Below are 14,139 nucleotides of genomic sequence, written 5' to 3' on the forward strand. Positions count from 1 at the left end.
ATGCCGCCCTGATCGCCGAGCTGGGCTCTAGCAGACGATCAGGGGGCAGGTTTGGAAGGGCCGGCCCCGGACGGGGACGGGGGAGCCGTGAACTGGCACCCGTCCGGGGCGGCCGGTCTACTGGCGGATACCGAGGGCCGCGCCGATCACCAGGCCGCACGAACCGCTGATGCAGATGATGAAAAGGACTCCCGCGTACCGGCCGATGGCGCGCATCACAACCCACCCAGACTGTTGCCGTTCTTGATGGTCAGACGTGCGCTCAGTTCCTCCCGCGCACTGAGCGCCACCACGTCGTCCGGAATGGCATCCCACTCCAGGCCGCCACGGATCGGCCGCATCTGCACACGGCCCCCGCACTCGCCCATGACGACGCCGATACGGTCCCTGACGCTGTCCTTGGCCAGTTCACCGATGCATGGTCTGGTCTGCTGATTGCTCGCCATGCACACGAGCATCGCGAACCGGGTACCCCCGCCAAAAGGTCAGACTGATTACCCAACTTGGGTAACATCGCGGGAAGTAGAGAATCAGCGACGTTGCGTAGCCCTCGCAGTGTGGGAGCTTGCCCGATGCCCGACGCCGACCGGCCGCAGGAACTGCCCGCCAGGCTGCTCACCGATCCCGAGATGATCAACGCGTGCCGGGTACGGGACTTCGGCAGAGTCTTCCGGCTGGTCAAGACCAAGGCGGGCATCTACCCGTCGAAGATCGCCAGGCGATGCGAGCTGACACCCAGCCGAGTCGGCGAAGTGATCGCCGGGCAACGTCAGTTGCTCCACATGGACGTCGTCGAACGCATCGCGGACGGCTTGCGCATCCCAGGGCACATGCTCGGGCTTGCCCGTCGTCCCTGGGAAACGCCGCAGGCTCTCGTGGTCACCGAGCGCGAGGCACCGCAAGCGCCGGAGCCAGCACAGCCGACCCCCGCGTCTCTGCCGGGGCCGGACGTAGACAGCATCCTGGCCCTGGCCACCCGAACGAGCCTCAGCACAGCCACACTTGCAGCGTTCCGATCCTCCATCGAGGACTACTGGCGACGGGACGATCAGCACGGCGGCGAGGCTCTGAGGCCGGCCATCGTCGGTCAGCTCCGGCACGTCGTGGGCCTGTTGAAGGAGAGCCGACCGCCGTCCATCCAGAACGGCCTGTACGGAATCGCGGCCGAGTTGGCGCGCCTCACCGGCTGGACCTACTTCGACGCCCGCCAGTACAACCAGGCCCGCGCGTACTTCACCGAGGCACTGCAACTGGCCAAGGAAATCGACGACCGTCAGTTCATGGCCAACGTCCTGGCCTGCATGAGCTTGCAGGCCACGTACCAGGACAAGCCGGGGGACTCTCTGGCCTTCGTGACCGCCGCTCAGGACCAGGCCCGCCCAGCTTTCGGCACCACGCCACGCGTCATGTCGATGCTGTCCATGCGCGAGGCCTTCGCCCATGCCACCCTCGGCAACCGGGACTCCACGCACCGAGCGATCGGGGAAGCGCACCGCCACTTCGAGCAGATCGAGGCGAACGACCCGGACCCGTCGTGGGTGACCTACTTCGACGAGCTGAAGCTCATAGTGGACACCGGCATTGCTCACGGCCGACTGGGGGAGGCGGCGACTGCCGAGCCCTTGATCGCGGATGCTCTGCGGCGGGAGAACAGCACCAACCAACGCGGCCGGGCGTTTCACGCGTTCTGGCTGGCCCGTACGCAACTGGACCAAGGGAAGCTGGCCCAGGCGTGCCACACCGCCACGCAAGCGCTGGAGCCCGCCTCGGCGGTGTCCTCCGAGCGGGTGTCGGGCCATCTCCGGGAGTTCTACGAGCAGTTGGCCCCGCATAGGAGGGAGCCCGTAGCCCTGGCCTTCGAGGCACGGCTACGGGAACTCCTCCCACCGGTCAGCGGATCGCTTCGTCCATGAGCACGTACAGGAGGCCGACGAGGGATCCGCTGCTCACGATCTCGCGGCGGTCGATCATCCCGCGCACCTCGCTGAGGGGGATCCACTCGATGCGGTCAGACTCGTTCTTCTCCGTGGGCGGGCCGTCGTAGGTCGCGCCGTCCGCTCGGAAGACGTGGTGCTGTGAGTCGGTGATGCCGTTGGCCGGCTCGGCGTAGATCAGGGGCTTGATGGGACCGGGGCGCCAGCCCGTCTCCTCCAGGACCTCGCGGGCCGCCGCCTCCTCCGGGGACTCGCCCTCCTCGACCAAACCCATGGGCAACTCCCAGGCCCACGAGTCGGTGATGAAGCGGTGCCGCCACATCATCAGCACCTCCTGGCGGTCGTTGACTACGGCGGCCACGGCCAGGTGCCGGAGCCGAACGACGTGGTACTCCCACCTGGCCCCGTCAGGCTGCTGGACGTCGACCAGACACAGATTCACCCACTTGTTCGTGTAGATCTGTCGCTCACCGTGGGTCTTCCACTCCATACCTGCGGCCCCTCTCGATCGGACTCCAGGATCTCAGACTGACCTGGGGGTGGGCGCACGTTCGGCTCTTTTCGCGTCACTTTGACGAGATGGCTCTCGCGTGCTCCGCACCCCGGCTGGAAAAGTCATGTGTCAGGCAAGGGAGGGAGTAGTGATGTGATGTTGAGTTGAGCGGTGCTTCGGGCCTGGAGCACACCAGGGGACATCAGCTTTGAAAGCTGAGTGATCTCGTGTGCAGTGCGTCGCTGGCGTGCGGCGAAGGGGCGTAGCTGCCTGGTAGACGGCACGGCCGACCTCCTGGCGACCGCAGGGCAGGCCCACCCACCCCAGGGCTGCACGTTGAAGGTCGGGCATGTGGACACCCCAGGAAGGACTAATGGTGGGCACTACCTACCGCATCCAAGTATTCGACTCGGTCGTAAGACCGAGCCCGTACTGCCGTTCGGTTTTCCTGTGCGAGGCATGGTCTCCCACTTGGGCATGTGGACCGGCCCGTGGCTCAGGGCTTCCTCCTGAACGGAGTTGGCGGAGAATCATGTGATTTCCCCTACATACCAGCCTTGAGCACGCTAAAGTTCGCCTACTGCCTATCGGCTTGGGGAGATCATGCGAAACATTACACGAGCAACCATTAAAGGATTGTTTGGATACGTAGATCACAACGTGATTTTTTCGAAAGACTCACCAATCACTATCATCTCGGGCCCTAACGGTATTGGGAAGACACATTTCTTGCGTCTTCTTTATGCTTTCACGACTCTCGATTTGAAGACTTTGACTTCAGTAGAATTTGAGCAGATCGAAATCTATCTCGCAGACAAAAGTGTCGTCAGATTGGCGCCAGTGCGAGGTGGGGGTGAAGTCATTACTTTTAAATTCTCGGAAAAGAGAAGCCCTCGCCGAAGCTTCAAAGTAATTAACGTCCCGTATCTGGAGATCCAGGACTCCGAGCAGGAAGTTCCTTCTTACGTCGTCCAATTGCCGGATGGGGGCTGGTACGATACTCGTTTCGATCGTCCAGTAACGACCCAAGGGGCCTTGCGTCGATTTGGAATTTCAGCAACCCCGAATGCTCTCGCATATTTTAAAGATAGTTGGCTTGGTGAATTTTTTTCAGAGGCCAAGTCGATTCTCATTGATACTCAACGTCTAGAAAACGCTCCTTCTCCCCGAACGAGTACCGAAGTCAAACCGGCAAGGCAGTACATCGCCCAGGTTGCCGCGCAACTGTCTGACGCTCGCCGTAAATCTCTTAATGTGTCCCTCAATGCGGACCAGACGTTTGCAGTTCGGGTTCTGAAGAAAGCTCGAACCACGATCAACGAGAAGGATTTGCGACAGCGGTATCAAAGGATCGCCGATCAGCATTCGGAACTTCATGCTAGCGGACTCAACGTAAGCCCTGTTGATGTTCAATTTCCAGACGGGAAAACCTCCCCTACGGAACGCCGGATTTTGAATGTTTTCCTTGACGACTGGGAACAAAAACTACAGCCTCTCTTGCCTACCCATGAGAAGCTAAAGACTCTCAGGAAAATTGTTGAATCAAAATTCGTTGGAAAAGAGCTAGTGCTCACCCAGAGAGGGTTCATTCGATTCCGCTCGAAGTACAACGGAAAACCGCTAGGCGTGAACTCTCTATCGTCTGGAGAACAGCACCTCCTGGCGGTTTTCACTATGCTCTTGTTTGCTACGAGCGAAGGCTCGCTTGTTTTGATTGACGAGCCCGAGATTTCAATGCATGCAGCCTGGAAGCATTCCTTCCTCAACGATATTACGGAGGTGGCTCACATCTCCGATATGCAGATCGTAATCGCTACGCACTCAAGCGCCATTATCAATGGTAATTGGGATATTGTGCAAGAGATTAAAGCGCCTCTAGTTGAATCGCCACCTGAGTCAGATGATGCTGCTTTCGATGACATGGAAAGCGAGGTCTGAGGTGGAGAATATCTCTTTGCGAAACCTTGATAATTTGGCAGATAGGGTTAGGCTCCATCATCAAGGTGACCCTCGTAACGTCGTTATCGTCGAAGGCGTCAGCGACGAGCGCACTCTCCAGCGGTCATTTCCTGACGGCAACATAGTCTATTTCCCCGCAGGATCTCGCCCCGTGGCTTTGGAGGCAGCGCAAAAGCTGACCCTCTGGCGTCAAGGCTACTTCATCTGTGTGGTTGACCGAGACTTTGATGACGAGGTGGCCAATCTGTCTCGATCGAATAGCAAGATGCCACTCCATCCATACGACAATGCAGATCTTGAGGGCATGTTGACGGTCGCCGGCGCTGCCAGTGACCTGGTTTCTGAGCTTGGAAGTTCGGAGAAGATTGCAAATCTGGGAGGTGTGCAAAAGGTTGTACAGAAGACGTTGTCTCTGATTGATCCTATTTCTAGACTTCGTCGAGCAAATTACGAGAATGGCTGGGGCCTGGCGTTCGACAAAGTGGAAATCTACTCTAAGATCGATCGGAAGATTTTCACGCTAAAGATGCAGCCTTACTGCGCCGCACTTGATTCTACTTCCGATCAAAGTCCGGGTCAGGCAGTCTTGCTTGAATATGCGAATGGAACCCGGAATTTGAAGGCGGCGCCAAAGTGCCCTCGTGGGACTTCTCCCTATTTTCGAGGTCGCGATTTCTTGGGTGCATTGAGCGCTGCCCTGTGCGGGTATTGTGGATCCAAGCGTCCTCAAAGTGTGGATACCGAGCATTTGGCGTCGGTGCTCCGTCTGGCCGGTTCAGATCATTTGCGTCGAGGGAGTTGGGGCGAAGAGTTCGCACAGCTAATTTCGGTACAAAATTGAGTCATCTATTAAGTAGAGAAAGTTACAACTCGGTAGACACGGACGGCGTGTGTGTAAGTCATTGTCGGGTTGCTGTTCGAGACCGGTGCTGGCGGAGCTGAGCGGGCGGGCAGACGGCGCGGCATAGCCGACGCCAGCGTTCGGAGTTGACGGCAGTTCTGACGGCAACGACGGCACACAGAGGCCGACGATCACGAACCTCGACGATCAGGCCAGGCCAGGGTCGAGCCCCTCCGCAGGAATCCGCCCGATCCTACGGATCAGAAGGTTGCAGGTTCGAATCCTGCCGAGTGCACACAGGTCAAAGGCCCCGCCGAGCGAACCGGCGGGGCCTTTGACATACACGCATGACATCAACGCATCCGGCAGCCTTTCCGACCTCGCCGCGCGAGGCCTTTCAGCACGTCGCCGGTCATGCCACCGCTTCGGGGTTCAGCTCAGCTCCTTGCGTACTTCGTAGATGGTGGGTCGGTCTTCGGGGGCGTGGCTGAGCATTGCGTCGAGAGCACGTGCTCAGTTCTCGCTGATGGAGCGGGCCTTGGTCACGAGTCTCTGAGGCAGACCCGGTCCCGCGCATGCGTAGTCGATCAGTAGGTCCCGGTAGGAGGTGTTCGCGACCTGAGGCGCGAGGTCGATCAGGGCCCGCAGGTCGTCGGACGAGCCGGACAGGCGTGTGCGATAGGCGGCGCCCGCCGCGCGCAGGGAGGTTTCGTGCGGTTCGTGTTGCATGCCCTGTTCGACGAGGGCCACCGCTGCGGCGAAGTCGCCCTGCAAGGCGCGCACGTCGGCGAGGTCCAGGTAGAGGGACCAGTTGGTGGCATCCAGAGTCAGGGCGTGCTCGAAGGCTTCCGCGGTCTGGTCCAGGTTGCCCATCGCGCGCCAGGTGTTCGCTCGGGCGACCGCAGTCCACATGACCCGATCGACGGCATCGGCACGGTCGCAGAGAGTGAAAGCCAGTTCGTAGCAGCCGCAGGCGCGGGGCAGCCGGGCCATGGCAGCCAGCGACTCCGGTACAGGACTGCGTTCGGAGACCACGTCGAGGGCATGGAACCAGGGAGCGAACCGCTCCCGCATCTCTTCGGTGTTCAGGTTGTGGCCGTAGTCCAACGTCCGCAGACACGCCTCCGCCAACGCCTCGGCACTCACCGCGCCGAGGAAACGAGGATCGCCGAACCAGGGAGCGATGCCCCACGCCACTTCGGGCCGCGCCCCTGTGACCGAGCCGAGGGCCATCACAGCGTCGTCCATGTCCCAGTCCAGGAACAGGAAGTACGCCTGCGCCAGTACAGCGCTCAAGGAGCTTTCCCCTTCGAGGCCCGCCTTCAGTTCCGAGCGCCGGTCCTGCCACAACTCCGCGAGGGCCGCATACGGCTCCGGGGCTGCCGGCGCGGCGGCTATCGCTTTCACCAGAAACTCCACGGCGCCGACCGGGTTTCCGCCACAGTGCGCCATCACATCGGCGAGAGCGACTCCCACTGTCACTGACTGATTCGACATCGCCGGAGAATATCCGTGGCCATCGGTGGTTCGGAAGTGACGGCAACCCTGACGGCATCGACGGCACACAGAGGCCGGTGATCACGCCCGTCTGCGATCACTCCGGGGCCTTTGGCGTTCAGGTGGCCTGACTCTGTTCGTCGTTCGTCGTTGGCGTCAGGATTGGAGGGTGACGATCTTGCCGGTGTCGGTCCTGCGGGCGCTTGAGCGGTTTCATGCCGGTCGGCCCTGGGATCACAACGCTCACTACCACCGGTGGATCCTGCGGCAGTTGCCACGGCGGTACGGCCATGCGCTGGATGTGGGGTGTGGGAGTGGCGATCTGGTGCGGCTGCTGGCGGGGCGGAGTACGGAGTCGGTGCTTGGCATCGACGCCGATTCTGCGATCGTTCGCCAGGCCCGGGAGCTTAGCTCTCCTGCTCTCCCTGTCACGTTCACCGTCGCGGACGCGATGGTCGGGCTTGCCAGCGGACCGGAGGGTTCGTACGACGTCGTCACCTGTGTCGCCGTCGTTCACCATCTTCCGTATGCCGAGGCGCTCGCCCTCCTCCGGCGGCAGTTGGCGCCCGGTGGGACGTTGGTCGTCGTGGGGCTCTCCCGGGCCGAGGGTTTTGTTGATCATCTGGTGGGGGCGGTTGCCATCCCGGCGAACCTCGTCATGGCCTGGGCGAAGAACCGGGGGCGGTCGGCCGCGCGGCCGGTTGCCATGACCGCGCGGACGCGGGTGGCGGAGATGGGGTTCGGTGAGGTCGTGCGGGAGGCTCGGCGGGTGTTGCCCGGGTGCCGGGTGCGGCGGTGGCTCTTCTGGCGGTACACCTTGGTCTGGCGGCGGCCGAAGCAGGGTTGACGCGCTCCCCCTGTGTCACCGTTGGTCCGTGACCGATGCGGTGGAGCGCGTGGAACTGGTGGAACGGGTCGACGAGTTGGATCGGGTCGTCGGGGTGGTGGAGCGCGACGAGGCCATTCGGCGCGGGTGGTTGCATCGGGTCGCCACCACCGTGTGCCGCGATGGGGCTGGGCGGGTGCTGGTGCATCGGCGGGCCGATGGCCACCCCCGGTTTCCGGGGCACTACGACTGGCTGGTCGGCGGTGCCGCCGACGTCGGGGAGAGCTGGGAGGAGGCCGCCGCGCGTGAGCTCACCGAGGAGTTGGGGGTGAGGGTGGACGTGCGGTTTGTGTTCAAGTTCCTCTGCCGGGGGGCCATCAGTCCGTACTGGCTCGGCGTTCACGAAGCTGTCGTCGCCGAGGAGATCTCTGCTGATCCGACGGAGATCAGCTGGCACGGGTGGGTCGGCGAGGGCGAGTTGGGGGAACTGACCCGTCGGCTGACCTTCGTACCCGATGGCCTTGAGGCTCTGGGCAGGTATCTGGCAACTACTCCGCCGGGGTGACAGGCGAGTTGGCAGGCGGGGTGAGGTCGTGGATCTCGTCCATGTACTCCCGGGCCAGGCGGCCCTGACGCGTGAACCAGTCGGCCAGTACGGCTACTTCGGCGGGGGAGTAGTCGGCGATGAGGGCGGCCAGGCGGGCGTAGTAGGGCCCGTAGAGGGCGTGAGCCCGGGCGACTGCGGCCGGTTCGGCGGCTACGCGGACCCGGCGGCGGTCGTTCGGGTCGGGGCGGCGGGTGATGTAGCCCGCGCGTTCGAGGCGGTTGAGGATCCCGGTGACGGCGCCCGTGGTGACGTGGGCGCGCTCGGCCAGGTCGCCGGCGGTGAGCAGGTTCTCGCCTGCTTCCAGGACGTAGGCGAAGCAGGTGATGTCGGTGACGTTCATGTTGAGGCGACGTGCCATCTCCTGCTGGCTGAGCAGGTGCGTCGCGATGGTGTGGTCCATCTCCTTGAGCATCTGGGCGGGGGTCGCGGGCGGCCGGGGCCCGCTGTCCGGTGTGCCGGGGGTGTCGGGCGTGCCTTGCATCGGGGATTGCCTTAGCTCGTGAGAGGTTTTGCAGCTAAACTACTTACGACGTGAGAGATTCTCATCCTACTGGGGAGACACGGACGTGAGCACTTACGACGAGGGGCACACTGTCGCCGGCTGGACCGGTACCGCCATCGCCACGGTCGGGACCTGCGTGCTCGGATTGGGGGTCTGTACGACCTCGGCTCTCGCGTTGAGCGGCGGGGGCGTGGTGGTGGCGGTCGCCGTGCTGGTCACCTGGGTGCTGCATCTCGCCGGGTGGGGGAAGCCGCCTGGCGTGCGGCCGGTCGGTGACTGGCCGATGCGGCAGCGGGACTGTTCGGCGCGGGCGGGGCATCCGGGGTGTGTCTCGTGTCGGCTGGCGGGTCGGGCACGGAGTGCGGGCGGTGCCGTTGTCGGGGGTGGTGAGAGTGGTACGGCTGTCGCGGGTGGGGCCGGGGAGGCTGTTCCTGAACGTGCCTGAATGTGCCTGAGCGGGCCGCTGTCTGGGGCGCCGCCTGGTTCACTGCTTGGCTTGCGCGCTTCTGACCTGGCGTTTTGTCGTTCCAGGGGGCGTTGTCAGTGGTACCCCGTAATCTCGCAAGGGATGGCACAGGCGTGGAGATGCTCGGGGCTGCGATGGTCGGCGGACGGTCCCGTGCTGCGGTGGGACGGGGGGCGCGACAGCGCGCTGACCTGGGGGAAGAGGGTGGCCTTCGGGGTCACGGAAGGGGGCGTACGGACATGTGTGGGAGCGCGGGGGAATGCCTGTCCGCTACGGGCGGGGGTGTCGGGGCGGAGTACGGGGGCGCGCTGCGAGGAGTGCGCGCGGCTGGACCGGGCGCACTCGGTCGCCGCCGACACGATCGCGGACGATCCACGGCCCTATCACGTATATCTGGCGTGGTTCGGGCCCGGGATGACCAAGGTCGGCATCACGGCGCTGGAGCGGGGCTCCGCGCGGCTGCTTGAGCAGGGTGCCGTCGCCTTCAGCTGGCTGGGCGTCGGCCCGCTGATGGCCGCCCGGCGTACGGAGGAGCTGCTGCGCGCCGCACTCGGGGTCCCGGACCGGATTCCGTACGCCGACAAGCGGGCGGTGCGGGCCGCACTGCCGGGATCGGCGGCGGAGCGGGCCGTCGAGGTCGAGGAACTGCACGCCCGGGCGGTGGGGCTGGGTGGCTGGCCCGAGTCCCTGGAGCGGGCGTCCTGCCAAGTCGTCGACCACGTCGGGGTGTTCGGGCTGACGGAGCCGGCGCCGGCCGTGGGTGCGGTGAGGGAGCTGGTCGCGGGAGGTGTCGTCGGGGGCGAGCTGGTGGCGGCTGCCGGGCCCGACCTGCATCTGGCAGTCGAGGACGGGCGTGGGGTGGTCGTGTTGGACACGAGGCTGATGACCGGATGGGAACTGGTGCCGGTCGGAAGCGGTGGACTCACCGTCCCTGTACGGGAGTTCAAGGCGGCGAAGGAGGCGGCGGGGGTACAGGACGGGTTGTTCTGATCCCGGACGGCAGGTGGGTCATGGGGCGTCATCGGGCGTCCTGCAGTGAAGTCCTGAGCGGGAGGAAGCGGTGGACGACGCGAGCACAGCCTCGGAGGACGGAAACGCTGACGTCGGCGGTGAGGTCGCCGATCTCGGTCGAGCTGCCGACGGCACCGGGGCGGCTGCCGATGTCACCGAAGTAGCCGAGGTTCGGCGGTTCTGGGTGCGGCTCGGGTTGCCCGGTCTCGTCGACGTGCACACGCACTTCATGCCCGAGCAGGTGCTGCGCAAGGTCTGGGCCTACTTCGACGCTGCCGGGTCGTTGAACGGCGGCATCGAGTGGCCGATCACCTACCGGCTGGAGGAGGACGAACGGCTCGCACTGATCCGGGAGTTCGGGGTGCGGGCCTTCACCGCCATGCTCTACCCGCACAAGGCCGGCATGGCCCAGTGGCTCAACCAGTGGGCGGCGGAGTTCGCGGGCCGTACCCCGGGCTGTCTGCACACCTCGACTCTCTTCCCCGAGCCGGGCGTCGAGGGGTACGTCCGGGAGGCCGTCGAGGCCGGCGCGCGCGTCTTCAAGGCGCATGTGCAGGTGGGGGCGTACGACCCGGCCGACGAACTCCTCGACCCGGCCTGGGGACTGCTCGCCGAGGCCGGGACGCCCGTGGTGATCCACTGCGGGTCAGGTCCGGCGCCCGGCAAGCACACGGGGCCCGAGCCGATCGGGCGCGTGCTGGCCCGGCATCCCCGGCTGCGGCTGATCGTCGCGCACCTGGGGATGCCCGAGTACGGGGAATTCCTCGGCCTTGCCGAGCGGTACGACGAGGTGCGGTTGGACACGACGATGGCGTTCACCGACTTCGCGGAGCGGCTCGCCCCGTTCCCCCGGGTCGAGCTCCCCCGGCTGGCGGACCTCGGCGACCGGATCCTGCTCGGCTCGGACTTCCCGAACCTTCCGTATCCGTACGTCCACCAGCTGCACGCCCTGGAGCGGCTCGGCCTGGGCGACGACTGGCTCCGGGCCGTGTGTCACGACAACGGGGCGCGACTGTTCGGGCTGTGACGGACAAGGAAGGGTGAGGAGGGTCTGACCTTGGCGTGAGGGCGGCGTGAGGGCGGGGTGAGAAACGGCGGTCGGCGGTGACCAAACGGGAGTGGGGGACGCACGGGCGTAGGTGGAGTACGGGAGTGGGGTGCGTAACTTCGGACCAGGTTCGCCCAGCAGGGGCACAGGATGCCCGATGGTGGTCTCCGGGGGTTTCCGATGGCCGGTCCGGTGGATCGGAACGGTCCGGGTGGGCGCGAAGGTGCAGGTCGGCCGGTGGTCGGTGCTCTCCGGTGGGTTGTGCCGTTCGTCCTCTCCCCGTCTTTCGGGGTGTCGGTTCCCAGGGCTTCCCTGAGAGGTGCCTGTGTGTTTCTCAGGAAAATCACAGGTTCCAGAAAGCCTGCTCTCAGAGGACACCGACAAGGTTTCCGCTATGACCACGACCTCGCCCCAGGGGCGCACCGAACTGCTGAGGCCGGACGGGAGCCCCGTCCGAGTGCTTGTGGTGGACGACGAGCTGTCGATCACCGAGCTGCTGTCCATGGCCCTTCGTTACGAAGGCTGGCAGATCCGCAGCGCGGGTGACGGAACGGGTGCGGTGCAGACCGCGCGCGAGTTCCGGCCCGACGCCGTCGTCCTCGACATGATGCTGCCCGACATGGACGGCCTCACCGTTCTCGGCCGGCTGCGGCGCGAGCTGCCCGAGGTGCCGGTGCTGTTCCTGACGGCGAAGGACGCCGTCGAGGACCGGATCGCGGGCCTCACCGCCGGTGGCGACGACTACGTCACCAAGCCCTTCAGCCTCGAAGAGGTCGTGGCACGGCTGCGCGGTCTGATCCGGCGTTCCGGTGCCGCCGACCGGCGGTCCGAGTCCGTCCTGGTCGTCGGTGACCTCACCCTCGACGAGGACAGCCACGAGGTCTCGCGGGCCGGGGACGGTATCCACCTCACCGCGACCGAGTTCGAGCTGCTGCGCTTCCTCATGCGCAACCCGCGGCGGGTGCTCAGCAAGGCCCAGATACTCGACCGTGTGTGGTCGTACGACTTCGGCGGTCAGGCGAACGTCGTCGAGCTGTACATCTCCTACCTGCGACGGAAGATCGACGCCGGGCGCGAGCCGATGATCCACACCCGGCGCGGCGCCGGATATCTGATCAAGCCCGCCGGTTGACCTACCGTCATTGGTCGCGTCATTGGTGGTGCCGCTCCGGAAGAGGTAGTCGAGCCCGGTAGGAGGGCAGCACGGTGAACAGCAAGAGGAAAGCGGGCGGGCAGCGGAGGCTCGGCAGGTCGGAGCGGAGGGCGCAGCGGCAGAGCAGGCCGCGGACCCTGCGTACGCGGCTTGTCGTCTCGGCGGTCTCGCTGATCGCCGTGGTGTGCGCCGTGATGGGTACGGTGACGACCATCGCGCTCGAACAGCACCTCTACAACCAACTGGGCGACCAGGTCAACGAAGCCGCCAAGCGCGTCGGTGGTCCCCCGAACGGGCCGGGCATTGGCAACAACACTCCGCCCGAGGGGGCGCCGGGCAGCAGTGGCTCCTCCTCGTCCTCCACGGGTTCCGCGTCCTCCAGCGTCGGCAGCATCGGCTCCGGGGTGGGCGGCCGTACACAGACCGTCGCGCAGCGGCTCTCGGACTTCATGAAGAAGGGCGGGACGCAGGAGTACACCGTCGCCGCTGCCGTCGACGCGAACGGTGGCGTCACCAAGGCGTACATCGCCAATATGCAGTCGAGCACGACTGCCACCACGACTGACACCGGTCTCCCGGACATGGACGCGGTCCAGCTGGACCAGACCCAGATGGCCGAGCTGGCCGCCGTGTCCCGCGACGGCGGCCAGCACACCGTCACCCTCACCGGGCTCGGCGAGTACCGCGTCAAGTACGTCACCGGCAACCGGGGCAACTACTACGTCGCCCTGCCCACCGACTCCGTCACCACGACCATCAACACGCTGATCCTCGTCGAGGTCAGTGTCACCGCCGCCGGTCTCGTCGCCGCCGGTATCGCCGGGACGGTCCTCGTCGGGGTGGCGCTGCGCCCGCTCCGCAGGGTCGCCTCGACCGCCACCCGGGTCTCCGAACTCCCGTTGCACACCGGCGAGGTGACCCTCAACGAGCGGGTCGCCGAGTCCGAGACCGACCCGCACACCGAGGTCGGCCAGGTCGGCGCCGCCCTCAACCGGATGCTCGACCATGTGCACGGCGCCCTGCACTCCCGTCAGCAGAGCGAGATGCGCGTACGCCAGTTCGTCGCGGACGCCAGTCATGAGCTGCGTACGCCGCTGGCGTCGATCCGCGGATACGCCGAGCTGACGAGGCGTGGACGTGAGGAGACCGGGCCGGACACGCGGCACGCGCTCGGGCGGATCGAGTCGGAGGCGGGCCGTATGACCCTCCTCGTCGAGGATCTACTGCTGCTCGCCCGCCTGGACGCGGGCCGGCCGCTCCAGTTCGACCAGACCGACCTCGTACCGCTCGTCGTGGACACCGTCAGCGACGCGCGCGCCGCCGGACGGGACCACAACTGGCGCCTCGACCTGCCCGACGAGCCCGCGCTCGTGTCGGCGGACGCGGCCCGGCTGCAACAGGTTCTGGTGAACCTGCTGGCCAACGCCCGTACGCACACCCCGCCGGGGACGACCGTCACCGCGCGGGTGCAGCGACGCGGGCCGTGGCTGTGTGTGGACGTGCAGGACGACGGACAGGGCATCCCGGCCGACCTGTTGCCGCATGTGTTCGAGCGGTTCGCGCGAGGCGACTCCGCGCGCTCCCGCAACACCGGGTCGACAGGCCTCGGGCTCGCCATCGTGCAGGCCGTGGCGACCGCGCACGGCGGTGCCGTGACCGTCGACAGCGTGCCCGGACAGACCATATTCACGGTGCATCTGCCGGCCCTAGCCCCCGAAGTCGCACCCGAAACAAACTGGCAATCGGACTCACAGGCACAGCACAGTGCCACCACATGGGTGCGACAGGGGGCCTGACGAAAG

14 protein-coding genes are annotated in these 14,139 nt (G+C 65.3%); 10 read left to right on the forward strand and 4 right to left on the reverse strand.

What is annotated here, in order from left to right; translation table 11 throughout:
• Positions 1-215: 215 nt before the first annotated feature.
• Positions 216-458, reverse strand: a complete 243-nt coding sequence (locus OG241_RS29275) for a hypothetical protein (protein WP_405819372.1) — start codon at positions 456-458, stop codon at positions 216-218.
• 114 nt (positions 459-572) lie between these two features.
• Between OG241_RS29275 and OG241_RS29280 the strand changes: the two genes are divergently transcribed.
• Positions 573-1,913 (forward strand): helix-turn-helix domain-containing protein, encoded by a 1,341-nt coding sequence (locus OG241_RS29280; RefSeq protein ID WP_405819374.1) that lies wholly within the window; start codon positions 573-575, stop codon positions 1,911-1,913.
• Here OG241_RS29280 and OG241_RS29285 read toward each other — a convergent pair.
• Complete coding sequence (locus OG241_RS29285; protein ID WP_053741481.1) at positions 1,891-2,424, reverse strand: NUDIX hydrolase; 534 nt, start codon at positions 2,422-2,424, stop codon at positions 1,891-1,893. The two genes, OG241_RS29280 and OG241_RS29285, sit on opposite strands and share 23 nt — an antisense overlap.
• A gap of 606 nt (positions 2,425-3,030) precedes the next feature.
• Between OG241_RS29285 and OG241_RS29290 the strand changes: the two genes are divergently transcribed.
• Both OG241_RS29290 and OG241_RS29295 read left to right on the forward strand, forming a co-directional pair.
• Positions 3,031-4,365 carry an AAA family ATPase gene (locus tag OG241_RS29290; RefSeq protein ID WP_405819376.1) on the forward strand — a complete coding sequence of 445 codons (1,335 nt, stop codon included), beginning with the start codon at positions 3,031-3,033 and terminating at the stop codon, positions 4,363-4,365.
• A gap of 1 nt (position 4,366) precedes the next feature.
• A complete protein-coding gene (locus OG241_RS29295; protein WP_405819378.1) occupies positions 4,367-5,227 on the forward strand; it encodes a hypothetical protein in 861 nt (286 codons plus the stop codon).
• Between the two features lie 513 nt (positions 5,228-5,740).
• On the opposite strand, the gene OG241_RS29300 is transcribed toward OG241_RS29295, so the two are convergent.
• Positions 5,741-6,724: a tetratricopeptide repeat protein gene (locus OG241_RS29300; RefSeq protein WP_405819380.1), complete on the reverse strand. Its 984-nt coding sequence runs from the start codon at positions 6,722-6,724 to the stop codon at positions 5,741-5,743.
• Between the two features lie 169 nt (positions 6,725-6,893).
• On the opposite strand from OG241_RS29300, the gene OG241_RS29305 reads away from it, so the two are divergent.
• Together OG241_RS29305 and OG241_RS29310 are read left to right on the forward strand one after the other, a co-directional pair.
• Positions 6,894-7,571 (forward strand): class I SAM-dependent methyltransferase, encoded by a 678-nt coding sequence (locus OG241_RS29305; protein WP_405819382.1) that lies wholly within the window; start codon positions 6,894-6,896, stop codon positions 7,569-7,571.
• Positions 7,572-7,599: 28 nt separating this feature from the next.
• Positions 7,600-8,115, forward strand: coding sequence for an NUDIX hydrolase (locus tag OG241_RS29310; RefSeq protein ID WP_405819384.1), 516 nt, complete (start codon positions 7,600-7,602; stop codon positions 8,113-8,115).
• Here OG241_RS29310 and OG241_RS29315 read toward each other — a convergent pair.
• Entirely contained in the window at positions 8,099-8,638 is a 540-nt protein-coding gene (locus OG241_RS29315; protein ID WP_405819386.1) for a MarR family transcriptional regulator, read from the reverse strand. The genes OG241_RS29310 and OG241_RS29315 overlap by 17 nt on opposite strands.
• 85 nt (positions 8,639-8,723) lie before the next feature.
• On the opposite strand from OG241_RS29315, the gene OG241_RS29320 reads away from it, so the two are divergent.
• The 5 genes from OG241_RS29320 to OG241_RS29340 all read left to right on the forward strand — a co-directional run bounded on the left by OG241_RS29320 (position 8,724) and on the right by OG241_RS29340 (position 14,133).
• On the forward strand, positions 8,724-9,104 hold the full coding sequence (locus tag OG241_RS29320; protein ID WP_405819388.1) for an HGxxPAAW family protein: 381 nt from the start codon (positions 8,724-8,726) through the stop codon (positions 9,102-9,104).
• A gap of 123 nt (positions 9,105-9,227) precedes the next feature.
• Positions 9,228-10,115: a DUF2797 domain-containing protein gene (locus OG241_RS29325; RefSeq protein ID WP_405819390.1), complete on the forward strand. Its 888-nt coding sequence runs from the start codon at positions 9,228-9,230 to the stop codon at positions 10,113-10,115.
• 205 nt (positions 10,116-10,320) lie between these two features.
• The gene (locus OG241_RS29330; protein ID WP_405826477.1) at positions 10,321-11,163 is read left to right on the forward strand and encodes an amidohydrolase family protein; all 843 of its coding nucleotides are present in this window, start codon (positions 10,321-10,323) and stop codon (positions 11,161-11,163) included.
• Between the two features lie 415 nt (positions 11,164-11,578).
• Complete coding sequence (locus tag OG241_RS29335; protein ID WP_405819392.1) at positions 11,579-12,316, forward strand: response regulator transcription factor; 738 nt, start codon at positions 11,579-11,581, stop codon at positions 12,314-12,316.
• A gap of 74 nt (positions 12,317-12,390) precedes the next feature.
• Positions 12,391-14,133 (forward strand): ATP-binding protein, encoded by a 1,743-nt coding sequence (locus tag OG241_RS29340; protein WP_405819394.1) that lies wholly within the window; start codon positions 12,391-12,393, stop codon positions 14,131-14,133.
• Positions 14,134-14,139: the final 6 nt, after the last annotated feature.

This window comes from Streptomyces sp. NBC_01390 (assembly GCF_045040105.1).
Classification (GTDB): Bacteria; Actinomycetota; Actinomycetes; order Streptomycetales; family Streptomycetaceae; genus Streptomyces.